This is a genomic window from Paraburkholderia sp. BL6669N2 (assembly GCF_003387275.1).
In the GTDB taxonomy this organism is placed as follows: domain Bacteria; phylum Pseudomonadota; class Gammaproteobacteria; order Burkholderiales; family Burkholderiaceae; genus Paraburkholderia.
In genome coordinates, this window is record NZ_QUNA01000002.1 from 4,289,461 (window position 1) to 4,312,840 (window position 23,380).

Annotated in this window: 17 protein-coding genes and 1 pseudogene; 7 read left to right on the forward strand and 11 right to left on the reverse strand. The window is 55.8% G+C overall.

Annotated features, from left to right (window positions below; all coding sequences use genetic code 11):
- Positions 1-29: 29 nt before the first annotated feature.
- The 3 genes from B0G80_RS41885 to B0G80_RS41895 all read right to left on the reverse strand — a co-directional run bounded on the left by B0G80_RS41885 (position 30) and on the right by B0G80_RS41895 (position 4,374).
- Positions 30-1,508: an MFS transporter gene (locus B0G80_RS41885; protein WP_116123361.1), complete on the reverse strand. Its 1,479-nt coding sequence runs from the start codon at positions 1,506-1,508 to the stop codon at positions 30-32.
- 617 nt (positions 1,509-2,125) lie between these two features.
- Entirely contained in the window at positions 2,126-3,628 is a 1,503-nt protein-coding gene (locus B0G80_RS41890) for a hypothetical protein (RefSeq protein WP_116123362.1), read from the reverse strand.
- Positions 3,625-4,374, reverse strand: coding sequence for a hypothetical protein (locus B0G80_RS41895; protein ID WP_116123363.1), 750 nt, complete (start codon positions 4,372-4,374; stop codon positions 3,625-3,627). Before B0G80_RS41895 ends, B0G80_RS41890 begins: the two co-directional genes overlap by 4 nt.
- 1,397 nt (positions 4,375-5,771) lie before the next feature.
- Between B0G80_RS41895 and B0G80_RS45565 the strand changes: the two genes are divergently transcribed.
- The 5 genes from B0G80_RS45565 to B0G80_RS41930 all read left to right on the forward strand — a co-directional run bounded on the left by B0G80_RS45565 (position 5,772) and on the right by B0G80_RS41930 (position 11,043).
- Positions 5,772-6,251, forward strand: coding sequence for a hypothetical protein (locus B0G80_RS45565; protein ID WP_147309985.1), 480 nt, complete (start codon positions 5,772-5,774; stop codon positions 6,249-6,251).
- 1 nt (position 6,252) lies between these two features.
- Positions 6,253-7,971, forward strand: a complete 1,719-nt coding sequence (locus B0G80_RS41910) for a hypothetical protein (protein ID WP_116123365.1) — start codon at positions 6,253-6,255, stop codon at positions 7,969-7,971.
- A 219-nt stretch (positions 7,972-8,190) separates the two neighbouring features.
- Positions 8,191-8,751, forward strand: a complete 561-nt coding sequence (locus B0G80_RS41920; RefSeq protein WP_116123367.1) for a hypothetical protein — start codon at positions 8,191-8,193, stop codon at positions 8,749-8,751.
- Positions 8,752-8,753: 2 nt separating this feature from the next.
- Positions 8,754-10,310: an AAA family ATPase gene (locus tag B0G80_RS41925; protein ID WP_116123368.1), complete on the forward strand. Its 1,557-nt coding sequence runs from the start codon at positions 8,754-8,756 to the stop codon at positions 10,308-10,310.
- A 340-nt stretch (positions 10,311-10,650) separates the two neighbouring features.
- The gene (locus B0G80_RS41930; RefSeq protein WP_116123946.1) at positions 10,651-11,043 is read left to right on the forward strand and encodes a helix-turn-helix domain-containing protein; all 393 of its coding nucleotides are present in this window, start codon (positions 10,651-10,653) and stop codon (positions 11,041-11,043) included.
- Positions 11,044-11,104: 61 nt separating this feature from the next.
- Here the strand turns inward: B0G80_RS41930 and B0G80_RS41935 are convergent, their stop codons facing one another.
- Positions 11,105-12,739: a hypothetical protein gene (locus tag B0G80_RS41935; RefSeq protein ID WP_147309986.1), complete on the reverse strand. Its 1,635-nt coding sequence runs from the start codon at positions 12,737-12,739 to the stop codon at positions 11,105-11,107.
- A gap of 183 nt (positions 12,740-12,922) precedes the next feature.
- Positions 12,923-14,251 (reverse strand): annotated as a pseudogene (gene dcm, locus B0G80_RS41940) (DNA (cytosine-5-)-methyltransferase).
- A 524-nt stretch (positions 14,252-14,775) separates the two neighbouring features.
- On the opposite strand from dcm, the gene B0G80_RS41945 reads away from it, so the two are divergent.
- Positions 14,776-15,306 carry a hypothetical protein gene (locus B0G80_RS41945; protein ID WP_116123370.1) on the forward strand — a complete coding sequence of 177 codons (531 nt, stop codon included), beginning with the start codon at positions 14,776-14,778 and terminating at the stop codon, positions 15,304-15,306.
- Positions 15,307-15,597: 291 nt separating this feature from the next.
- Here the strand turns inward: B0G80_RS41945 and B0G80_RS41950 are convergent, their stop codons facing one another.
- From B0G80_RS41950 to B0G80_RS41970, 5 genes are all read right to left on the reverse strand, one after another.
- Entirely contained in the window at positions 15,598-16,626 is a 1,029-nt protein-coding gene (locus B0G80_RS41950; RefSeq protein WP_116123371.1) for a transposase, read from the reverse strand.
- Between the two features lie 1,070 nt (positions 16,627-17,696).
- Positions 17,697-18,812: a hypothetical protein gene (locus B0G80_RS41960; RefSeq protein ID WP_116123373.1), complete on the reverse strand. Its 1,116-nt coding sequence runs from the start codon at positions 18,810-18,812 to the stop codon at positions 17,697-17,699.
- A gap of 218 nt (positions 18,813-19,030) precedes the next feature.
- Positions 19,031-19,861: a hypothetical protein gene (locus B0G80_RS45570; RefSeq protein WP_147309987.1), complete on the reverse strand. Its 831-nt coding sequence runs from the start codon at positions 19,859-19,861 to the stop codon at positions 19,031-19,033.
- A gap of 116 nt (positions 19,862-19,977) precedes the next feature.
- Positions 19,978-20,547 carry a hypothetical protein gene (locus tag B0G80_RS41965; protein ID WP_147309988.1) on the reverse strand — a complete coding sequence of 190 codons (570 nt, stop codon included), beginning with the start codon at positions 20,545-20,547 and terminating at the stop codon, positions 19,978-19,980.
- A 134-nt stretch (positions 20,548-20,681) separates the two neighbouring features.
- Entirely contained in the window at positions 20,682-21,296 is a 615-nt protein-coding gene (locus B0G80_RS41970; RefSeq protein WP_116123375.1) for a hypothetical protein, read from the reverse strand.
- Positions 21,297-21,604: 308 nt separating this feature from the next.
- On the opposite strand from B0G80_RS41970, the gene B0G80_RS41975 reads away from it, so the two are divergent.
- Entirely contained in the window at positions 21,605-22,270 is a 666-nt protein-coding gene (locus B0G80_RS41975) for a hypothetical protein (RefSeq protein ID WP_147309989.1), read from the forward strand.
- A gap of 207 nt (positions 22,271-22,477) precedes the next feature.
- Here the strand turns inward: B0G80_RS41975 and B0G80_RS41980 are convergent, their stop codons facing one another.
- On the reverse strand, positions 22,478-23,377 hold the full coding sequence (locus tag B0G80_RS41980) for a TniQ family protein (protein WP_116123377.1): 900 nt from the start codon (positions 23,375-23,377) through the stop codon (positions 22,478-22,480).
- Positions 23,378-23,380: the final 3 nt, after the last annotated feature.

Consider the following 23,380-nt stretch of genomic DNA (forward strand, 5'->3'; position numbering starts at 1 on the left):
TTTGCACACGATCCTGACGGGCGACACCCTCAGCGCGAGTCGCCGACCCGTTCGCGACCTGCATGGCGATGAGCGGCGTCCGACGAGTGCGGCTGCGGGTGCACGAAACAACTCAGCACGCCGCCGATCACCAGCAAGCCCACCGACACGGCGGTCGCCGCCCGCATGCCCGAAACGATCTGCGAGGCGGCCGCGCCGCTCGCCAACGCGCCGAAAGCCGCCACGCCGACCGCGCCCCCTGCCTGCCGCGCCGTATTCAATACGGCGGACGCCGTGCCGGCGCGTGGCGCGTCCGTGGAGGCAAGCACGGCGGTGGTCATCGCGGGAACCGCCAGGCCCATGCCCGACGGAATCAGCAGGAACGGCAGCAGCAGGCCGATGAGCGGCGTGCCGGCATCAACGAAATGCAGCAGGCCATAGCCGAGGCCGGCGGTGATCGCGCCCGCGATCATCGGCACCCGCACGCCGAAGCGGCCGACCACCCAGCCGCTCGCCACATTCGACAGCAAAAAACCGCCCGTCAACGGCAGGAACGCGAGGCCCGCCTGCAACGGCGTATAGCCGCGCACGCGCTGCAAATACAGGCTCAGCACGAACACCATGCCGTAGTAAGTGAGATTCACGCAGATGCCGAACAGCACCGCCACACTGAAGGAGCGCTTGCTGAAAAGCGAGAGCGGCAGCATCGGCGCCGCGACGCGCGATTCCACCACGACAAAGGCGCTCGCTGCGATCAGCGCGAGCGCGAAGCCGCCGGCCACGACCGGGTGGCCGAAACCTAGCGGCCGCCATTCGATCACGGCAGCGACGAACGCGGTCAGCGCGACGATGGCAAGGCACTGGCCGCCCAGGTCGATGCCGCGCGGCTTCGTGTCGGAGGCAGGCGCCGCAGGCGATTGCTGCGGGCCGCGACGCGTCGCGGCTTTGGGCCGTGGCACCCACAGCAAGGTCGCCAGGAAGCCGGCTGCGCAAATCGGCAGATTGACAAGAAAGATGCTGCGCCAGCCGAACGCCGCGATCAGCAGGCCGCCGGCCACCGGCCCCGCCGCGATCGCAATCGCGCCCGCCGCCGTCCACAGACCGACCGCGCGAGCCCGCAATTTGGGATCGTGTCCGTACGCTCGATTGAGCAGCGCCAGCGAGTTCGGCAGCATGGCGGCGGCGCCGACGCCTTGCACCGCGCGCGCCGCAACCAGCATGGTCGCGTCGAGCGCAAGGCCGCAGGCGAGCGACGCGAGCGCGAACAGCACGATGCCGGCCGCGTACAGGCGCCGCGCCCCGAAACGGTCGCCGAGCGCGCCGGCGGATAGCATCAGCACGGCGAACGCGAGCGTGTAGGCGTCGACGACCCATTGCAGGTCCGCGACATTCGCATGCAGATCCGCGCCGATTCGCGGCAGCGCGATGTTGACGATGGTCACGTCGAGTTGCGTGACGACGAAGCCGACGCTGACCGTCGCGAGGACACGGCCGAGTGCGGACGAGTGGGGGGAATTCGGTGAGTTCATGCTGGTGACGTGCAAACGAAACCTGTTTTGGCTTATCTCGGTAACTCTTTGATTTTTAACGACATCTATTTCTCTTGAGTTTGAGGTCTGAACAAACAAATTTGACCTATGCGTCGCATGCTTCATCTAGCGAGAGACAAACGAAAGCTGTTCCCGGTTGCTAGCCAACGTCGGTATCGCAATCAGTCTAGCGATTCACCGACAGCAAACGGGCGACTGCCTAAAGTGCGGAAGGACCAACGTCAGCCCACTCTCGGAATGTAGATGTGCGCGCATACGCGCAGGCTCGGCCCCTTTGATAATCAGGCGCCGCATGCGAAAGATTGTGGAAGATTGTTGGCGAGGGTGCTTCAATCCAATCCGGCTGCCGAAGAATAACGGAAGCTGGCCGCACAGAGTTCCACGCCCGAGCGCGACGACCGGCAAGGGCGTTCGGTCTATGCGACCGGCACAGGCCGGCCCCCCTGCGGTCCGTCGACGCCGCGTCGTATCAATGGCCGGTTCCAAGGGCGGATTCAACCGGCCTTTCATTCGCTGTTGCTAGCAGGCAGATGATCAGCCGTTGCAGTCACTCGGGCCCATTGTAGTCTGCACTTCACGGGCGCCTCTCCGGCGCGTTACATCCAAATTGCCTGATACAGAACGTCCCGGATCTGCTGGATTCGAACGTCGCCGATATAGTCGATGTTGTCCAGTTCGTCGTCAGATTTCGTCACTAGCTCGCCGACAGTCTGGATACCCGCACCTCGGAGTCGTTCAACAACGTTCGGACCAAGACCATATGGGTATGCCGGCGATTTCCCGAGAACGTCTACTTCGCGGCCCAGAATGGCCAAGCCATGCTCCTCCGCGAGAGTCGGTAATTTGATGTCGCTGAACGTTTGGCCCAGTAGGTGAATCTCCGCCGCCTCTTGCGTGCTAGCGAGCCATTCGTCGATCATTTCGCTTGTCAGCCGTGTGGATGTGCCGTCAAGCAAGCTACAGAGGTTTATTGCAAACACCGGCCCTCGGCCGCCGGATTTCATAGCTCGGGAAGCCTCGCGCCGCGCCACAAATCCAAGATACTCTAAGATCTCGAAGATTTTGATGTATTGAGACACCAACTGCCTATGGATGAGCACCCGGTCCTGTGCAATGCTTCTCGCCCCGATCTTAACCGGCTTCGAAGAGTGCTCGACGATCGCTTCCATCAGATCTCGAGCAGGCTCGATCAACGGCTCATAAACGCCTAGCTTCGGCGCTACTTCGTCCATCAGTGGCCAGTAGTAGTCCTGCGCCATCTCAAGGAAGCATTTATTGACCTCAGGAATGCCGATCCTATCCTGATCGTCAAAACGATTGCACGCCAAGATGAATCCGCGAAGGTTCCCCACTACGGCACGGCCAAGCAGATTCGCGAACTGGCGCGGGGATAGCCGATCCGAAAACGTGGATCGTTCGGCCAGCCGTGGATAGCGAGCCTGGACGACGTCAGGAAAGAAGTCGGGGAATGCCATAACATCGGACCGGCTAATATCTACGACCGTTGAATCATTGAAGACATCGAACCGCACACCGAATTTTGTAACGCCCGGGTATATTGATGCCTTGCATGATGTCAAATTGCTCGAAAGCGTTCGGAACAGATCGAAGAACACTTCGAGCGGCTTCTCCCGGCCAATGTGTGCGGCATCATCAAAGAGCAGTACGATTCGTCGGCTCAAGGCCTGTGCAAGCTGCGTCAAGCCCAGTTGCAAACGCATCTGTTCCGACACGATCGGAAACTCAAGGGCGTGACCGCACTCTGACAGTTCCTTTTGAATCTGCTCGGACAAGAGCTCGCAGAAGTGATGGATATATTCCTCGCCGTCCGACTGGAGGAGCGGCAGATAGCGAAGGCTAACGTAGATGGGAAAGACGCTGTCTCCAGCGCGCATTCGTCTGTAGGCCTCCAGCAGCAGAGCGCTCTTTCCGCTACCTCGCCCTCCTCTAATCAGCACCGGCCCGTGTGCAGTCAACTTACGAATGATCACGTTATCGTAGCTAGAGAAGCTGTGATATTTCTCAAAGCTTTCAGGCGGACATTCCTCGGCAGCCAGGATCAGTCCCGAGTCGTTATCTTGGTCGTTAGGAAAAGTCATGGAATCGCCCTTCTAAATTCGCAGTACATTGCCAGTGCTTGGTCTGGCCCAAGGGAAGCATGCGCGGTAGGGATAAAGTGAGAGATAAGCCCTAGCTGACTTACCAGAATGCAAGTTTCGCGGATCATATTCTTCACCGTCGCCTCGTCAAACATCAGGGCACTTGTGAAAAACTCCCAGTGAACGCCTTTGGACAGTGCCGAATAGAGCTGCAAACTCTTACCCTTTGTCACGTTGACGTAGGTTTCTGCATCCAGCGACAGTAAGTCCTGCACGTCAACGTCGACACGTTGAGCGTTGACGAAATCGACCATTCCCTCTACAGCCGGTTTCCAAAAAACGTGGGCCACGTATCGCGAGAACAGCGCTCGGCTAATCTTTGGCACGTCGTAATCAAGGCTCCACATTTCTTGCTGCGCTTTTTCGTCGGGTATGACGTCCCCTGACCACGAAAAAGCTGACTTCGCCCGTTTGCCCGCTTCATATTCCGGTTGTGCCTGAAATTCTGCGAGGTAAAGCATTCGAAACGAGTCAAGCCGCCCAACCAATGCCGCGCATGCGTTTTCCAATAAAGCGCGAGCGCAGAATGGGCCGAAACTTACCGCATCCTCCGACGTGCCCTCGTTGAAAAACTTCACGGACTTCTCGGCGAAGTGATCAATCGACCGGGCCAACTGGCCCAAAGCGGACTTTGCTAATCCCTCAGGCTGGTCCCCGCCGCAAAGGAGTGCGCCAAGTTCTCCCATTCTCGTGTTCCCTCTAGATTTGCTTGTTTTTTGCGGTCGACTCGCACCATCGGATGCCGACTGGTACGTGTTAATCCGTAAGACCCTCGCACACCCGCCGCTACGCCGGCGTCAGCCACGCATTGTAACCTGCACCGCGGCGCGTCATTTTGCGTCTAATCGTTCGCGACAAATTAAAGTCAAACCCCGGACTGGCGGCTCTGGCTAACGTCGGGAGGAGCATGATCGACGCTTGAATGTTCCGTATCAGGTTGGAGGAGACGTTCGAGCGTCGGTACCTTTTTGAGCACTGGTTTCCGTCCGCTAGACGCCGTCCCGCTGTGTTAAGCAGCCGGTTACACGAGGTTGTCGGCGCGCAGTTCCGATGTCACGGGCGCCCTGGTTGATTGGTCGAGTAGAAGTTGCTCGGAGGCCGACCCGCTTCAAAGGAATTACGGGAGGCGTCCTCGACGCAACGACCACGGAGCATTCCTGATCTGGCCGGCGCCAGCTAGACGCTATGGGCAAGGCGTGGAGTCTTCCGGCCGACGGCGACGTCGCGCATTGGCCGCTCTAGCTTGTGTCCTACCTCGTGTTTCGGACCGCCGTGATGTGGCTGGTCGTTTTCCGCCAAGTCATGTCGAGGTTGACGATCGAGTCCAGACGCGGCCCTCGCATGTAGATGCTGCGCGTGGTACCCGTGTACCGTTGCGCGGTGGTCATCGCGCCGCCGGGCTACCTGCAAGGACGAGCCGGGATTCGCGTGTGGCTGCCTGGCGCACGGTTCATGCAGCGTATATAGGTGTGGTGCGCGGGCAGTGGCTCGCCACCGGAGCGGCTCGCCGCGCCGGAGTGCAAAAGGTGCCCATGGTGCTGGCGCGCGCGCCACGCCACTCAGCAGGGACAACCGTTCGTCCTGCGACGACAATCTGCATGAGCAGATTTGACTGCGGCGACGTTCCGCTTACGCCGACCGTCAGGTCGACGCTCCAGGAAATATTTAAGCCAACGCTAAAGAAAGCTTCGCTGCTGCCGTTATCTCGGCTAGAAAACTGGACGTGGAGCGTGCCGGCAGGCGAAGCGCGTCGCCACCTTCCTCAGAAGGTCGCCAATGGAATGACCTTGAGCGGCCAAAAATAAACAGCTGAGAGCGCAACAGGGACCGTCAGTGCCGGACCGCGAGCGTAAAGGAAAAATGAGGTGCGTTGTGGTTAAGTTAGGCGAGTCCTGTCACAGGCGGTCGAAGGGATCACAGTACCCCGACTGTCCTGTAAGTCCGTCGCGCGTTTTCATCACAGAGGGCGTAAGTTCAAATCCCAGCCGTCTGGGGTCAAGGCAGTTCGTCACAACACCGCCGGTACGTGGCGCATGCTTGGCACGTTCTATCCCACGGTGCTACCGGTTCTGTTGGGTTTCGCATGATTCGAAAGCTTTTAACGCCCGGCGCCCCTGTTGCTGAGACGAGTACGTTGCTGCGACAAGTCAGTAGGCAGTCAACGAGTCTGTCTCAAGACCAAATTAATGCACGACTTCGAGTCAAGCGCTCCACTGCGTACCTTGAAGCTATCGGGCGACTTGATGCAGGTGGCCACACCCATAATCGACAGGCAGTCGACGCTCTGGTCGCCGCAATCACGGATGAGTTTCCCGACATTACCATCGATCAGCAACCGCTCGGAATCGTATCCAAGTGCTATCTCGGGGCGCCTTATGAGGTCCATACACTGGACCGGGCGGGAAACATCATCCAGCACTACAAAAGTTTTGAATCGTTGCCGCCTTTACTGGCAAAAGGGCGCGCGTTAGCCATGCATGGTCGGTACGCATTCGTTGAAGTTTATTTGGATAAGGTAATCGCCGTCACGTCGAGCGGCGACACTTCGATCGTCAAGGGATGAAATGAGCACCACAGAACGGATTATTCAGGCGGCAGACCTTACTTTTATCAACAATAGCCTGAGGAGCCTCAATCGTGACATTGAGGCTGTGTCTCAACAGGTAAACGGCGTTGGGACCGAGCTTGCTGACACGAGGTCAGAACTGGCACGGCTTGAACAGGCTTTCATGCAGTTTGTTGCCGCCGACCTACGCGCCAAGGAACTGGCACTCGCCGAAACGCGGCAGATCAAGATCCGGCAAGAACTGGAAACGACGTACGGGTACTACGCGGAAGTACGGCGACAGGCCACAGGCATCCTGCAGGCGGCGGATGTGAATGTTGTGCGCGTTGAGACCATCAAATCTGCAACTGAAGGCCTGATGCTGTCGGCGCCGCGCTACTGGTTGGCCCCGGCTCTCGTAGCACTCGCTGCGTGGCTGAACGACCAGCAGGATCTGGCAAAGCGAGCTTTGGCAGAAGCGGTGCGTCGCGACGACGAAAAGACTTCCCTGTTCTTTGCTCTCGTCAGCCGCCGCGCAGATCGCGGCAGTGCTTGCAGGGTTTGGCTGGACCGCTATTTTGGAATGCAGGATCCGAAGAGCCTTGACCGGCAAAGCGTTATTCTTGTTGACGCGCTCGCTAGCGGTATCTTTGGCGGGGAGGTGCGTCTGCAGTGCACACGACGCGTCGAATCGTGGGTCGAAGAGCTGTCAGCGGAAGTCGGCTTTGTGGAAACGCAACGTCATCAATGGAGCGATGGCCTGCTCACGAAACTTCCCGAAAACGACAACTCTCAGCGTTACCGGCATCTTGCACGTTTCAGCTCGACATGGGCTGCTCTAAACCATTCACTCAACGAGGCGACGCTTCACGAAGTCGTTCGTGATCATTTCGTTGGCATATTTGACGGTGCGTTGACGCCGGCACGCAACATCGAAGCCGCAGTTGACGATCTGCTTGATTCCTTGGTCAAGAATTTTGATGACGAGGAGTTGCCCCTGCGTCGCGAAGACCGGCTTAATCAGCTGATTATCGAGAAATCAGGAGACCGGGACGCTGCGCAGCGCAAGCAGGCGTTAGAAACGACGATATTGGACGAGCGTGTGAGTTTCACCCAGTTGCTGACCAATGCGGCGATGAATCCGCAATTGAGCAAGGCAACGCGCGCAACGCAGCGATATGCCACTGCTTTGTCCCGCACGTGGATCCGGGATGCCCATGATGACTTGACGGCCTCTTTCCGTGCACGTGTCCCATCCGATGTAGCCTTGTCCATTGAAGGATGGACAGGCTCGACCCGCAGCGGGGAGAACGAGGAAGAACTGATTGGAAAACTCGGTGCTCACCTGGATGCCGAGCGCGATGCGGCACTGGCAAAACTGAAGATCGGTATCAAGCAATGGGCAGCGATTGCATTCGGCGTTCTCATGATCGTCTTTTCTATTTCTGCGGGCTGGTTCCTCGCGCTGATTGGTGTCGCTTCCATCGGGTGGTTCTTCGCGGAGAAACAGAAAATTGCGAAAGCCAAGGTGCGGGTCGCCGAAGAAGCGGCGAAAAAGAAAGAGCAGTGCGAGCAGGCATTGAAGGCTTGCTTGGCTGAACTCGTCGAGTGGCGCCGCGAGCATGCGCGGCGAGACGCAATTGCCGTCGAGGTTACGAATTTCATAGATTCGATTTCGCCTGACCAACATATCCTCGCGTCCCACGACAACGTCCGTCGCGTTATCTCTGCCGCCTGACAGGAACTATTACGATGAACCGCCAATTTTTGACTGAATCCAGCGACTCGCCCACGCAAAACCAACCGGCAGTTCAACCGACGTCAACTGCGCAGTCGACCGAGCAGTTCATGTTGGAGCGTTCGTTTCATGAGGCGTTGGCCGGAGCGTTTCCGGAGTGGGATCTGCTCCCCGCGACGCCGTTTGTACGCCGTGTGAAGTAATCGAGCCGACACGGCCATGAAAACTCCAGTGACCTATGCTGATTGGTCGGTCTGCCTAGACTCGTTTGAGGCTGGCACCAATGATGACGAAGCGATCGACGCGATGAGTATCGGGTCGCTTAGTTGGACCGGCGGTGTCGCTCCACTGTTCGCGAGAAGAGTCAGCGAAACGGTTGACTCGCGGTTGAAGCGCATTGCAGAGGGTATGTCGCGTGCGCTGCGACTTGGTGGAGATACGACGACTCTCGCAAGGGCCATGCTCGATGCACGCCAGAAGCTCGCTACAGTGTATCGATTGGCAGCATTGCCTGTCTTCGCGGATGAGCTGAGAGAAAGTCTCCAGAAACAGGTCGGGCAATACGCACAGACTGCCCAGCGGGCACTGGAAGATAGTGCGAAGCATGACCGCTCGGGTCACTTGGCCAGCACCATTCGGAACAGCAGCCTGCTTCATTATCAGGCGACCGCAGCAGCCACAACTGTCGTGGAAGGTGACAGGGCGCTTGCTGTCGGCGCTCCCTCGAATAACGGAAATAGCGCTGGTTCTGCGCAACGCCGCCGAAACATTCTTGCATAACCATGAGTGACACAAACGAATTTCGCAGCGCGCTGACGCGTTATCTAAAGGCACGGGTGCCCTTCATCTCGATCCGTAGCGCTGAGCGTTCACGCGTACTCGACATCCTCCGCGAAATTGCGCAAGGCCTTAGCAATGCACCGATATATGTCCATACGCTATCCCAAGGGACGAAAGACCTGGTGAGTGGCCGTGTCACAAACGAGGACCGTTCAGTAGTCGGGGCGCTCGATCACGCGAGCCAGCAGATTGGACAAAGGCAAAATCTAACGTTTGTGCTTACCGAATCACCCGACTCGGAAGACGATACGCCGTTTGCCCGTCAGTTGCAGGACACGGTCATGCTGGCAGCGGAAAGCGGCGGGGTTGTCGTCATCATCACGACAAAGCCGGTGTGGGGGCAGTTGCAGCGCCTCGGGATGTCGCTGACCCTGTCTGCTCCCTCCGAAGACGAGATGCTGGAAATCATCCGTGAGCAAATTGGAGCATATCGGGAGGACTACCGCATCGAATGGGACGACGCGGATGAGAAGGAAGCCGCTGCAATCTTGACGGGAATTTCGCGAATCGAGGCCGAGAACATTATTGCGACGCTGCTGGCGAACGGGAGCATTGTCAAGGACGACCTTGCCCAATTGACTCAGGCCAAAGACCGCATATTTGCCGATATCTCTGGCATTGAGCGCGTTCAGGTTAGAGGCTCTGAGCTCAATGTAGGCGGCCTGGGCGGTCTCAAAGCCTGGCTCGACAAGGAGCGTCCGCTTCTCACAGCCGACTTACGCGAGCGCGGCATTCGTCCGCCGCGCGGAGTCCTGCTTGTCGGCGTGCCGGGCTGCGGGAAATCGCTTTCAGCCAAAGCAATTGCGCACAACTGGAAGATGCCGCTATACAGGCTCGATTTGTCTACGATTCATGGCCAGTATCTCGGTCAGAGCGAAGGGCGACTCAAGGAGGCGCTCAGCACAGCCGACCACGTGGCTCCCTGCGTGCTGTGGATTGATGAGATTGAGAAAGGGTTGGCTGGTGCGACGCAAGGGTCCGGCGATGGCGGCACTTCAACTCGCTTGGTTGGGCAATTTCTTTATTGGCTTCAGGAAGCCAGGTCTCGGGTGTTCGTTGTCGCAACGGCGAATGACGTTTCGCGCTTGCCTCCTGAACTTCTCCGACGTGGTCGATTTGATGAGCTGTTCTTTGTTGATTTGCCGACGCCGGACGAACGCAGGGAAATCATCCAGATTTACGCCCGTCGTGGGCTTAAATACAAGATGAACGACAGCCTGATGAATGAACTCGTTGAAGCGTCGGAGGGCTTTGCCGGTTCGGATCTCGAGTCAGCGGTAAGAGAGGTCGTCAAGGAAGCGTTTCTGAGCGGAGACGCAGCAGTATCGGATGATTTATTCCGACGGAGCTTCCAGAATGTCGTTCCCTTGTCGAAGACGAGCCCGGAGCAGATTGAGGGAATTCGGACTTGGGGCCGCGAGCGAGCTGTTCCGGCGTCTGGTCTTCCGATTGGCGGGGCAGCCCTACATCAACGCAGCCGGCGCGCAGTTCTTGCGTAGGCGAACGTCGCCGAATCAATTGGTCAGCGTAGTGCGCTGGCCGGCAAAGCCAGCGCCAAAACAACGCGGCGATCTCGTGTTCAAGCTATTGCTACGAACCGTAGATCGTTGCGTTGCGCAATCTCTCAACCATCAAACCTCACATGTTTAATTTCATGGCACGACATCCCTGGTCTAAGACTGATGAACTTGCAACTCTCGATAACAACGCCGAAGAGGCCTGTAAGTGTTGCTGGTAAACGCGTTTGAATTTTGTTAACTTCGGCGAACCCATTGCGCCGGAGTCCAGATGAAGTGTGTTGTAGAGCTGAGCGAAGCCGAGGAAAAGACCTTGCAACAGATGTCGTTGAACCACCAGCATCGCGACATGCGCATCCGGGCCGCGGGCGTGATGATGCTCGGCCGCAAGATCAAACTGACTGAAGCGGCTGCGCAGCTCAGCGTGAGCGGGCAGTCACTCTACAACTGGGCGCACGCGTGGCGGGAATCCGGCATAGGTGGGCTGCTGGTCGGTCATAAAGGCGGACGTCCCCGTTCGTTGTCTGAAGCCATGATCGCTACCGCCATCGAGGCGGCCAGCGCCGAATTGATGACTCTCAGACAGATTGCGCAGCGCGTTGAAGAAGCCCATCGTGTGCCGTTTCCCTGCCGCCTGGATGCTCGCAGCACGACGCTCCCAAGGCAGCCTCGGCGGGCGAAGCTCGAAGCGGCGCGATTTGGCCAATTTGTGTGACCGTTGCGCAAAAACGCCGGCCGCACAGATTCGCTTTAGCTTTTCGTCGGCTTTGCTCTTTTCAGTTGAACCAGCCTCCAACCAATCTTTCTACAAGGCCCTTGTCTGCCCCAGGATTCTCGCTCACGTAAGCCTTCCGCAGACTTTTATTTGCCAAAACCTTCGAACGGTCAACGAGATTCGTGAAAATTGCAGGCTTTGTTGTAATTCCATCTATAACCGTCGACATGCGAAGTTCAGCTAGTCTGTCGTTCTTCCATCTGGTATCCGAGATTTCAAGCGTAGGTAAGTGCTTGCGAGGAACATCGGAGACAGCTCGCAAGTCGGAAAAATGGTTGAATCGGTAACGCACCAGGACGCTTTTCCCTTTAAACACGAAGAGCACTGGTATCGAGCGTCGAAACCGGAAGAGCTGAGTCCAAAGATACTCGTCACTGCACCAGAAGCTGCGATTTATGCTCAGTGTCAAGTCTGTGTCTTCGGTGCTGCTGTCCGTCCAGTAAAAGCGCTCCAAATTGGCCGGCGTAGACAGTATGTGCTCCGCCCGCAACCATCGCTCCGGCAATCGAACAGCGAGAACGGAATTTTCATCGGTGAGCGGGCGAAGGCCTTGAGGTAATGCGTCTGCGTCGATGACGTAGCAAGTGCTTCCGCCCCGGAATGCTGTCCGAATATGGTCGACATCGGCATTCCAATCGTCGCTGCATGTCATCGCGCTTGCCGATTGCTCCTGCACTAAATCGCGACGTTTGACCATATCCCAGACACGATGCGTCCACGCGGCGACCTCCGTGTCGCTTTTTCCCGCCTGAAGCACAAATTGCTCAATCACCTGAAGCGCTTCGGACTCGGTCTGTACGGCACGGAGCAGTGCGCGAATCGGATAGCTAATGCCGACCCACAGTGTCTCGACAGCCTGCATCTGTTTTACGTAAGACCAGACATGATTAAAATATGGCGAAACCGCGCCAGTAGCTACTATCCCGGCAGCGACGTCAGGAAGGTCCTCCTCAAGCCAGTCGCCCAAGACTGCGGTATAGATTTTGCCCCAGAACTCTGGGTCATATCCGTTGTCGGACGCCAGCAATTGTTGTCGCGCGTGCCGCAGCGCTATCTTAAGCGTCGGCGACGTATCTGGGTCCAGGCTATCCGGGGCACCGAATTCGGGATTGCCGGAACAAGGAACGTCGAAGAGGCACGGTACAGACAAAGTCTGTTTGGCATGTCGGTCAGCTCGGTCATCTTTATGCCGTTCGATCGCAGTATGTAGTACGAGGCTGATGCTGTCGCGAGCCGCAGTGTCATTGCACTTCCACTTCCCTTTTGCCATGCCATATAGAGCGTCCTCTACGGTAAGGTGGCCCCAGTCCACCTCATGGATTCCGCACTCTTCACAAGCTGAATAAAACGCATCAACACGCAACTTTTCCGCCACATCACGCAGAGAGACATAGTGGCGAAGAAGCTCAATGAGGTTGTCAGTGCGTCCCGTTTCGCGCAAAGGCGTGACGAGAGTCGGTTTCAGTTTTTCAATTGCCCAAACGATGGCGTCGGGGGCAACGATTGGCTTGCCAGGTGCACACGACTCATCCATTTTTGCAAGCAGCCGCACCACGTAATAGAAAGCGCGCTCAACCGCACTAAATTCGGAAGAGCGGTTGGCGTCCAGCTTGATTGTGTATTCTGATGACGACATTGCTTTGACCTGTAGGATTCGGCGTGAGGTGCCGTGATTGAAGAAAAAACGTATATCGATTGTTTTTAGCCGCTTCGGTTGATTTCCCGAGGTCCCCATCGCGGATCGTGCGAACAGTCCTCCAGCCTCCGTAGGCTCGCGACGAAGACCCGAGTCGCAACTGTCCGCGCAGCGTCCCGGCCGTTAGTCATGGATAGCTTTGTACAAAGCCGTGCCAATCCGAGTCACTATGCCGACAATAAGAGCGTTACCCATCAGCATCGCGCGTGCGGTGGCCGAGGCTTTCGGAAGGTCGGTAAAGCCGCGAGGGAAGCCCATCAGTTCCTCAAGCTCTTCGGGCATGAGCCGGCGCAGCAGGCCGGATTTTTCGCGGATGCAATGTTTAGTGCGTGACGGCGTGCTGCCGCCTTCTGAGGTGATGATGGTTCGTGCAGGCCTGTCCTGCGGGTCGGGGAAAGGCATGCTTCCTTCGGAATAGTCGTAGGCGAAGCCATTTGTTTCTCGAGCGATGGTTTTCGCGCCTTTCGCTGCACGCCACGCCGCTTCCGATTCTGGTTTAACGTAGAAATCCGTAGGGACCGGGCCAGACTTGTCAATGACGTCTCCCAACGTGAGCGGGGCGGCGCTGCCCGTAAATTCTGTGAAGTCCTGGATGTCCGACACGCGTGCTGCACACGTCCACACTTGACCTTCGCACATGAATCCAGAGTTAGCGAAGCGCGTTTTCCCATTTGAGAGTGGCCGATAGTTAAGTTGCTCGCTGAACGGGTCGCCTTGAACTGTGAGCGCCGGCGCGTACCCGTCAAGTTCACCCGTAAGCACGCAAGGGAGAGCAGCGTTCAAAATTCCCTCGGAGTGCCACCCTCCGTGCTGCTTTTTTGCCGACGCCTTTACTAGTGCGTGAAGAGCGGTGGTTTCGTGGTAGGCGACGATGAACACGCGCCGGCGTCGCTGAGGGAATCCATATTCACCGGCATTAATCACGCGCCATTCAACGGCATACCCAAGCGCGTGAAGAGCGGCCAAGACGACGGCGAAATCCTTTCCGCGCGAAGACGCTGGAGACGACAACAGGCGGTCAACGTTCTCAAGAATCAGATACGGCACGGGCTCGCCGTCGGCCGCCCGCTGCTCCAGCAACTTCGTAATTGACCAGAAAAGTACGCCCTTTTTGCCTTCGAGTCCCTGCGACTGCGACAAAGGTCTAGCGACGCTGTAGTCCTGGCACGGAAAACCACCAACGACAAGGTCAGGCTTTGCATCTCGAAAGGCCTGCTATCCGACTGTCGACTCGAGCACTTTGGTGATGTCTTCGTTAATATGTGTCTCGTGCGGCCAGTGAGAAACGTAAATTTCGCTTGCGTGCTGCTTTTTCTTCGATGGCTCGAACTGGTTGCTCAGGGTGACCTGATATGGTTTGCCGTGCACAGCCTCTAGTCCGAGCCGGAACCCGCCTACACCTGCAAACAGCTCGACCACGTTTAGTTTCTCGTTACCTTGTTGCGCTGACATCCTGTTTCCTCGTTGATGTGGAAACAGGTGTAAGCAAGTGGTTTTATCCGCGTCGCGGAATAAAGTGAATCAGGAGCAAATCAAATCGACGCTGAGAGGTAGCGGAGAGGAAAAGGGCTCATAGCGCAAGAAGGTTTATGGCGTAGTGCCCGTCGTGCAATGAGAGCCCACACATCATCAGATTCCCGCGGCCTTACGAGGTCGCTGCGCAAGCCGATTCGGGCAGGGTGCTGTAGCTTTTCGATATTGCTGGAATATCTCGAGAACTTGAGATTGGCTGCTGTCCAAGAGCTTAACGCGGCGGATCAGCGCGTCTCGAATAGGTCAAGCTGGCGTCGGTTGACCTGAGCCGGTTTCGGCCTCGGTATGGCATATGTTATCTCATAAATTATGCTATAGTCGCATATATGAGATAATTGCGCTGTGCGAGCGAGTGCGGATAGTGGTCGGCGCCGGTTTGATGGGGAGGCCGGAGTTCGGGTTGAATGCCGGTAAGTTGCAGGGACGCTGAGGGGGAAGGAGCAATGAAAGTCAAAGAGTTGCTGCACGCTCTGCATAATGTTGACGAAGACAGCACTGTATTGTTCCTCGCTGAACACGCAGACGCTGACGACGCCGACGAAATCTGCGAAATCCACATTCCCTCTAATCCTTGGACGCACGAAGTTGGCAGATGTGACGGAAGCGAATATCGCTCGCGGTACCCATACCCAGCGGAAAAGCGGGATGAGGGATACACGTCAGTCAGCTATGCGCGGGAAAAGGTGGTTGTGCTATCGACCGGTCCGACGAATTTGCGGTTTGTGCGAACTGAGCATATGCCGCCGGTTTTCGAGCCCGACGAAGACCAGCAAGAGAGTATTGATAAGGCGCTCGCGGCACATCGGCGCGCGCAAGCGAACGGAATCTATGCGCCAGACCGTCTTGTGGAAAAATGGAGTTCAGAAGTCGGATTTATACCGGCGAAGCACAAAAATTCAGACACTCCCAGGAAACGACACGGAAGACTGCGCGGCGCGATAGCAAAACTAATTACACTGCTCACGCGGTTTTAGCAGGCAGTTAAATGACTTTGCCAAATGCGGTGACGCAAAAAATTCGTCTACATATTGTGCTATGCATCCACTCGGGCGGGCGAAGGATCACAGGTTGCTGCGGCACTTAACGGACTTCAGGACCGTTTTCGGTCGACTGCCTTAACGGCAACTGCATATTGCAATTTCATACGCCGCTTAGGTACGTTCGATTGACCAAAGCGGTTGCACGTCCAACTTAAACACCAGCTTGATCTCAGGGCAAGTCTCGAGAGCTATGTCCGTCGCGACCTTAAATCAAGTTGTCGGACTTCACGAACGATGTGCGCGGCGAATTTCGTTGAGAACCGTGACGACTCGCTCCCAGCGGCCATCGTCTCTCATTCGGCGATGGTAGTTTGCGATGACTGACTTAGTCGCCACTGCACCTCCAACTTCATGCCAGCTTTTGCATGCCCCTAGCTTTTCGATGATGCAGTCGATGATTTGCCGCAAATCGTGAGTGGACGGGCGACCGCGGCGGACGCCAATTGTGTGTATCAATGGCTCCACGACTGCCCATTCTCGGTCCGTTAGCTGCCATTTTCCGTTTCGTGCTAGAACCCGGGAATCGGCCGTTGTAGGTTGGATAGTCTGCTTGGCCTTCGCTCCATGGAATTTGAATTCGCGCCTTATGGATTTCGCCCACTCAAGCGGTTCTTCCAGGGGCGTTATCCTGAAAATGCAGATGTCCCGCGCATAGATAACGTCACCATCACGTTCACCTTGCACAGAGCACTGAATCTCCGCGTTCGGGAGCGTCATTGCAATCTTTCCGTTGGCAGCGTAACGGTACACGCTTTTCCACGTTAGGTACGCCGAGGGAAAGGGGTAGAACCAATCCAGCCGACGGATGAATTTGTCTGCTGTTCGCAACGAGTTTTTAATCGTGCGCTTTTGCAACATGCGCATTTCAATAGTGCCTTCTCCCAGCACCGGTGAGCACATCAAATCGATGCCTTGAGGGTGGTATAGCATACCGACGACCTCAGATGGGCAGGACATCAGGCCACGTTGTAGTTCCAAGGCGGGCACCATTACCGTAAAGTTGCCTTTGCGGAACTTATAGACGACGTGCTGGTTGGTAACGCCTTTGGTAATTCCGAACGCGGATGCGTATTCTGTTGCCGAGGTCTGTGTCCATGAAGAAAAGCTAGTCACGAACATTTTCCTCGGTACTCTCGGTTGTGGCAATCTGTACTGATGCATCTGCTTAAGTGGAATATGGCGCTCTTCGCCTGATTCCGAGATGCCAACAACAACGAGGTCGCCATCGACCCTTCCAAACCTGTCCAGCCACATGCTCCGTCTCCCGTAATTTTCAGGAAACGTATAGACAATGGTCTTTAGCTACTGAAGACGAAGAGAGTAGATTTCGTGTGCTACTGGTTACAGCTAGGGTTACGCACTTAGCGGCTGTTCAAACGGCCGCTCTTTGGGTCTGGAGCCCGTCGCAAAGTCCACTCGTTGATCTAGTGTCGCTTTTCTCTTTTCTTCGGCGCTGGAGATGAAATCGGATAACTCGCGTTCCAAGGATGAATCCCTGACGCCTGGCTTCCACTTCGCGGCTCTATACTGACGACGGGTGATACGGGCCAGAGTCAGTGCAGTCTTTGCAGCTTTGGCACATTCGTATTCGACATGCGCGCACAAATCTGCCGGACCACCGAATTCTCGTACTGCTTCCAAATGCTCTCGTGCGGTGTGGACCGTAGCAGGATACTCGCGGAGCTCAGAGATCATACGTCGACTCAGGACTTGCCATAGCAGTTTGTCCGGATACGCGAAAGCGGGGACGGAAATGCTACTGCTCGACTCATGGCTCGAATGATTAGCCTGCTTCGAAGCCGCCCACGCGGCCTTATGCATCATTGTGCGACAAGTTCGAGCATAGCTTTCTAGTGATATCGCCAGCTCCAGCGCAGTGTCGTGTCGCTGTCTCCTGCGCACCCCCACGTCCCTTACCGAAATCCATGCAAGCGACGCAGCGGATCCAACTGCGCCCGATGTTAGTGCCAATGCTGCAGGAGCGTTCCAGCTAAGCTGCTGAAGATATTCAAGCCATCCGTGCTGCATACGATATGCTTCAAGAAAAGAGATTCACAGAGTATAGGCAATCGTTTGCGGTGGCACGGAAAACAGAAGATGTCACGTGCAATTTCGCCACAAATGCCATGATGACGTTGCCGACGTCTTGACAGAAACGGACGGGCGGGGCAACGATCGTCTTTAACCTCCGGCGCCGGACTCGGCGGGAAAGAGCTGTTTCGATGACCAAGCGTTTGGTGCGTTGCCCTGGCCTGAACGCAGTAACGGTATTCTTGGCCCGCGAGGCAGCCTCGAGCCCTGTCCGTGGACGTTTGAGTTCGAGTCTAAGTCAAGTCCACTACGTTTCTTTTGAGCGCCGGCGCGACGACCGAACCATCGGGAAAACGTGTCGCGAACTGCTGGAGCGTCACTTCGCGAGAACAGAGGTCCGCGTTCATTGTTTTGCTCCAGAGGCGACCCAAGTCTGCGAAGTGACTATAGGAGTACACGACAAATACGGATTTGACAGACCCCACGTACAAGACGGGAATCTCATGTCTCAATAGCCGGAACACGTCCATCGCTTTCTGAGCGTCAAACCAGACTGCGCTCGTTCCAACGGCGAACACCGACAACGGGGCAACGTTGCCCGTAACCCTAACAAATCGATGCTCAAGCTCTTCAAAGGCACTAAGGCGGCTCGGGTTATCAAGCCAATGGTCGGAGACTTTCACCACGATACTGCGCTTTTCTCGTGATTTGCCCTGCAGGCATGTCGGCATGGAATCGTCATCTATCATATAAAAGGTTGTTGCAGACGTTAGGCTGTTTCTCGCTTCATCAATGACGGCACAGGTGTCGGTAGTCTCAATGAAGGGAGGGGTGGAATTGGCCGTCTGCGAAGATTTGGTTTTTTGCCGTCCGACAACAATTCTGAGCGCTTCGCTCGCAATCGTTTCGATTGCAAAATCTTCGTAACCATCATCCTCATCTGAATCATCCCAGTCGTCAGCATAGTCATCCTCATCTTCGTCTCCTTGGCCAAATTGCCACCTGTCAGTGTCGACATATGCCTTCTCGTCGATGTATTTCTTGACTACTTCAATTCTGGATTTCTCATCACTTTGAGCAAGAATGGACTGCATATCGAGCGGTGGCATCTTACGCACCATGGTCTCTGCTTGGCCCCACAGATACAGTCGTTCAGTAAGCCGACGGTGAAATTTCTGCTTCAGATTTTTCTTCCGAACACTTTCGGCGAGCGCAGGCGCGTCCTCTTGCATCCAGCAATAGACGTCATTTGAATCAACACTTGCCCAGAAAGCGAGCGTGTCGCACTCCCAGACATCGTTGAGAAAGGCGACAGCATAAGCAAGCGCCCGCTCGACGATTGCGTCTACTTCCGCACCACGGGGGATCCACTCATCCTTGTCGAATCGGTTGTGAATGTACTGTTCCATAGTCTTTTTTTGCTAATAATGTTTGCGCGTCTAATTCGAAACAATAGACGACATTGTTCCTAACCGAGGCACTCAAGCTCTGCGGTCAGTGGATTTATGTGTATAAATTTACGGCCTGGAAATACGCGACGTCACGTCAATGTCGCGCGGTCGATCGCTTGTGAGATGAAGTCTTGGATAACCGCACCTCTCGCGCCGGTTGAAGGAAGTCGAGGTTACTAAGCAGACTCGCGAGCGCGCGAGGCTGATTTTCCCTTTGCCGCCTTCATTTCTAGCAGAGCACGCTCAAGTGCTCTTGCCGTATCGAGAGCATTCACGAGGTAACCGCCACCGGATTGAGCCAAGCTGGGTGTAACACCATAATAGAAATCGAAATTTCGCACGGCACCGTAGCAATCGGCTGGCAACTCTGACGGGTACTCCTCAAGCAGCCGAGCGGCGTCAGTCAGACTCTTTGTGAGCGAGGCAGTCTCGCCGTTCAATTCGACTGTGCGCCGAAGGTATGTACCATCTGCGAGACGAATCTTGAGACTGAGTTTGCCTGTTTTAACGCAGCTTTGAGCGAATGCCGCAAAACCGGAAGTTCTGCAGTGGCAAAGGAGATTCAAGCTTGCCTTCGCCCCGGCAATCTGAAAGACGCCATATTCACTGCCAGGCGCCGCTGGTTTGAAGTCAGCCTTTAGTGTGCGGGATGACACTATCTCACTTACGTTGTGATATTGAGCAGCGTTTGTCGACTGGATGAAAACGGAGAATTCATAGTCAACGATTTCTCCGTGTCCGCCTCGAACTTGCTCGGGCACGATTTCTCCGCGAGTGTCAGAGGGGCTTCTCGGCGAAGGAGGAGATTTGGCCCAGTCCGAAATTGGGTGACCATAGCGGTCGAAGATGGCTCGTTGTCGGCTCGTTGTTGAACCTTCAATGAACTTTGAAGTAAGGGGATCCCTTGTCTGGCTCGAGCAATTGTCTTGCGCTCTTTGCTGCAAATCCATAATCCTAGCGAAGGCGTCGGCGAATTGTTCGGAGCGGGTGGTTTGAATCTTCGGCATAGCAATAATCAGCTGTATTTGGGTTGAATATCTACGAGAGGCTCCGGGGGAGCAAGCAGAGGATGAGTCCTCTGCTTCAGAAATGTAAAAAAGTCCTTGTCGGATTATCGTTGACCTTACGACGCGATTCGCTCAGCAGGGGCACTGTGCATAACGAAGTTGTCGAACAGCGCAATGGCATGGTCTAGGCTTGTCCCTCCATTGTCGGTCCAATTTTCATGGCTTTGCGCGACTTGCGTCGCCGCCCAGAGGTCTTCATCCGTTTCCGGGGTATACAAGAACTCACACAGCCGCCTCGTGTCCTTGAGCAACCAAAGCGTGACCAGTCGGGAGAACTCGAGTGGACTGGTCGCGAAGACAGCTCGCTCAGAAACAGCTACGGTACCATCCGCTAGCGCGAGACAGGCGACGGAGTCGCCTTCCGGTGTCGCTCGGACCTCGGCGCTCAAAGACCTCGATTCAAGCGGAATGTCCTTTGACGAACTTTCCGGCAAGACGATGACCAGACACTTCTCCTCGCAGGCAGATGTGAGCGCAAATAGAGCGGCGAGTTCGACAACGTAAGTGGCGGACGATGGCTGTTCTGACGCATGACCTAGCAATATCTCGACGAGGTCAAGATTAAGGTCGCTTTCGGTGCAAACCTGCGAGTTCTGATTTGCCGTAGTCACTCGGATAGTATTCATTGATTGCCCTGGTATAGTGGTTGTTCAGCGTTCAGCGTTCAGCGTTCAGCGTTCTGCGATCGCGTTAGCGTCTTGTATAGATAGCGCGACGAGCACACATCAGACTTGGTCTCTTGCGCCTTTTGCGCGGTGCCTCATCCCGCGCTTCTTGAGATCTTCCGCGCTGCATCCCGACATTCCTTAACGGTCTGGCCAAGAAGCGTCAGGTGAGTCTTTCCCTTATCCGCGGCATCGATGCATTGATAGCGGTCAAAGGCACGCGCGCCAGTGGGAGAGCCGTCTGCGGTCGCCTTTTCCAGACCCGCGAATGCGCCAATGCGAACAAGATCGGCATGTATCTGTTTCAGTGCGGCGTTAGCGCTGGTCGGGCGCTCGGCCACGGGAAGCGCGAAAAAGCGTTCGGCGTTTTCTTCATCGAATGCGTTCATCCACATCTGGCGACGGACCTCGACGATAAATTGGTCTAGCGTCATTCCCAGTGGAAAGCGCCGCCAATTCGGCAGGTATCGGTCGAGCGCTTCGAAGACCATCGATGACTCGAATGCCTGCCAGAAGCCGCGAACCGGTTGGTGGGCTGATTCCGCAACGATGATTACATTAAGCAGGTTCAAGTGCTCCTCGGCAAAGCCACAGCCCCGCATGAACGAGACCATCTCGCTGACAAGCTGCTCGCGATGGGCCAACGTTTCGCGTTCGTTGGCAAGCTCGCCGGCTTCTTTCCATTTTGATATTAAGTCTTGAGCGTTCATTTCTAAAAATTAGTCGATTGTGTGGTGTGGAGAATTCATCTTGTGGGCTGAAGATTAATCTGAGTCAATGCGGAAATCAATAGATTTTGATAGATATCCAAGTATTTATACGGGTCGCATCGAAAAGTGATGGGTCACCATATTTTCCAATGTAATCAATGATTTGTAATTTTAGACTCGCTCAGCGGTCGTGCGGAATGCGTTCGATCCAAAAATTTCATGGCTTAAATACTATGTTGCGTTGGTGCGTTTTTTTTAATATCATCATTGAACCGTTTCATTCGCATGATTAAACTTTTTATACGAACATGATTTCAAATATCTCACAATCAAACTCCTCGGTTGAACACGCTGCGCTCCCATTGGGCGCGCTCGATAGAGCCAGCAGCTATGCGCCTTTTTTTGAAGACGCAGCAAAGATGCGCGCCGCAACGCCTGTGTTCGTTACGTCGATTGAGGCGGCACAGGTCGACAGACTGAAAGGCTTGGCGCTATTTCGGATGGGCGCTATGGAAATCAACGACTGCGTTGTGATGACTGCTCGGGTGCAGAAAGGGTCCGCACAGTTCGTATGGCTTGCCGACGCGACGGACCCCGACTTCTGGGCGGCGCTCGACAACCTGCGAAGGTCGGGTCGGGTGGGGTTTGCCTTTCTCAGTGGCGGCGACACTTACTTCATGCCGTACAAAATCGAGCAACCGGGGACTGCAATCGATCGCTATCGGCGGCAGCTAGGTCGTAAAGGTGTCAACTTCATCGAGGCGGCCGGCTCGATGTTTAAGGATGGGACAACGGAGCAGATGACATCAAGCATGATCCCGGGCCTGCCCGTTGAATACTCTCGAGTCAACATTCTGTCGACGCGACGTGTGCGCGCGGCAGCCGAGGCGCTCGGTGGTATGGTTGTTCCTAACGGATCTGGAACTGCATGGGATCCCAGCAGCCTCGTGTCGGCGCCCGGAACCCTGCAGTGACCTTATCATTCAACGGCTCGGTGTGTCATCAGGCATCCACGCGGATGCAGTGACGTCGAGCTTCTCGCGTTGGCCAAAGTCATGTGTGTATTTGCTATCGCCGCAAGAAGGACGAGCCGATGCACTACCCCGTGCCGACGATGGAAGGTTCTTCCCCAGAGTGGACCTTCGCGCAGCGGTCCGAGGGCTCGGGCGCGCAGCGATGGTTCAACGGCGAACAATTCTGGCTGGAAAGTGTTCAAAGAATGTCTGCAGCAGCAGATGCTGGAATGTGGTGAAGGTGATTGCCTCACCGTGACGGACCATCAATGCGGGGCACTGCTCTACGGTTGTTCTGAAATTCAGCCAGGTAACCCCTACAGAATCAAGGTAGGGGCTACCATAAAAATCCTCGAGTTGCCGCGACAGACAATGTGTAATAAGACCTTTTGAACATTTGAGTCCGAGGTTTTCTACCTTTTGCACACGTGCGCGAACATCCTCAAGGCTTGCCGAAAGTTTGCCCTCTAGCGCTTCTTTTGAGTAGGAAGCTACTGCGTCGAGAAGGTGCTTTGAAAGAGGAGGGCTGATCTCGATTCCCGGTTTATCCGCTGGGCACGCTCCGGCGAGAGCGGGCTTGCACCAACCAAGGGGCATAACTGTTCCGAGAAGCGGTAGTCTGTGGCTGGTGCATGTATAAACGCCCGGTAGTTGATGAGATCTGTGCCAGTACGATTCGCCATGCTGCTGCAAGTCCTCACGCAAACACTGAGGACAAAAGCGACGACATGCGAGGTGAGCCCAAGGCACTCCGGCAAGCCAGTCGAAATCGGACCGCATCTGCGGGGTGGTTTCGACCAGGCCTGCGCGTATCAGTTCGCGGCGCCGCATCGTCATAAACGCCGTCACATACGGGTACAGTGTGTGATTGGCGAGAACGTCGTCGTACGTCATGCAGGTCGCCTCAGCGATTTCCATCAGAGCGAACGGATTGGTGAAATGTACCCGCCTCCTACCGCTGCCAGTAAGGTCCTTAACAACCTCGTCGTATCGAATACCGAGATGGCGGGAGGCCCGGATTAAAAGACTGCTCGTCAGTTCGTCGGGGTAGAGGCGCGGAAAATACATTTT

Bases quoted from the DNA above. Each gene is read 5' to 3' on its own strand.
- B0G80_RS41890 (WP_116123362.1), bottom strand. From the start codon at position 3,628: ATGACTTTTCCTAACGACCAAGATAACGACTCGGGACTGATCCTGGCT.
- B0G80_RS41885 (WP_116123361.1), bottom strand. From the start codon at position 1,508: ATGAACTCACCGAATTCCCCCCACTCGTCCGCACTCGGCCGTGTCCTC.
- B0G80_RS41980 (WP_116123377.1), bottom strand. From the start codon at position 23,377: ATGTATTTTCCGCGCCTCTACCCCGACGAACTGACGAGCAGTCTTTTA.
- B0G80_RS41910 (WP_116123365.1), top strand. From the start codon at position 6,253: ATGAGCACCACAGAACGGATTATTCAGGCGGCAGACCTTACTTTTATC.
- B0G80_RS41935 (WP_147309986.1), bottom strand. From the start codon at position 12,739: ATGTCGTCATCAGAATACACAATCAAGCTGGACGCCAACCGCTCTTCC.
- B0G80_RS41975 (WP_147309989.1), top strand. From the start codon at position 21,605: ATGATTTCAAATATCTCACAATCAAACTCCTCGGTTGAACACGCTGCG.
- B0G80_RS41950 (WP_116123371.1), bottom strand. From the start codon at position 16,626: ATGTGGCTGGACAGGTTTGGAAGGGTCGATGGCGACCTCGTTGTTGTT.
- B0G80_RS41925 (WP_116123368.1), top strand. From the start codon at position 8,754: ATGAGTGACACAAACGAATTTCGCAGCGCGCTGACGCGTTATCTAAAG.
- B0G80_RS41970 (WP_116123375.1), bottom strand. From the start codon at position 21,296: ATGAACGCTCAAGACTTAATATCAAAATGGAAAGAAGCCGGCGAGCTT.
- B0G80_RS41945 (WP_116123370.1), top strand. From the start codon at position 14,776: ATGAAAGTCAAAGAGTTGCTGCACGCTCTGCATAATGTTGACGAAGAC.
- B0G80_RS45565 (WP_147309985.1), top strand. From the start codon at position 5,772: ATGATTCGAAAGCTTTTAACGCCCGGCGCCCCTGTTGCTGAGACGAGT.
- B0G80_RS41920 (WP_116123367.1), top strand. From the start codon at position 8,191: ATGAAAACTCCAGTGACCTATGCTGATTGGTCGGTCTGCCTAGACTCG.
- B0G80_RS41960 (WP_116123373.1), bottom strand. From the start codon at position 18,812: ATGGAACAGTACATTCACAACCGATTCGACAAGGATGAGTGGATCCCC.
- B0G80_RS41895 (WP_116123363.1), bottom strand. From the start codon at position 4,374: ATGGGAGAACTTGGCGCACTCCTTTGCGGCGGGGACCAGCCTGAGGGA.
- B0G80_RS41930 (WP_116123946.1), top strand. From the start codon at position 10,651: ATGTCGTTGAACCACCAGCATCGCGACATGCGCATCCGGGCCGCGGGC.
- B0G80_RS41965 (WP_147309988.1), bottom strand. From the start codon at position 20,547: ATGAATACTATCCGAGTGACTACGGCAAATCAGAACTCGCAGGTTTGC.
- B0G80_RS45570 (WP_147309987.1), bottom strand. From the start codon at position 19,861: ATGCCGAAGATTCAAACCACCCGCTCCGAACAATTCGCCGACGCCTTC.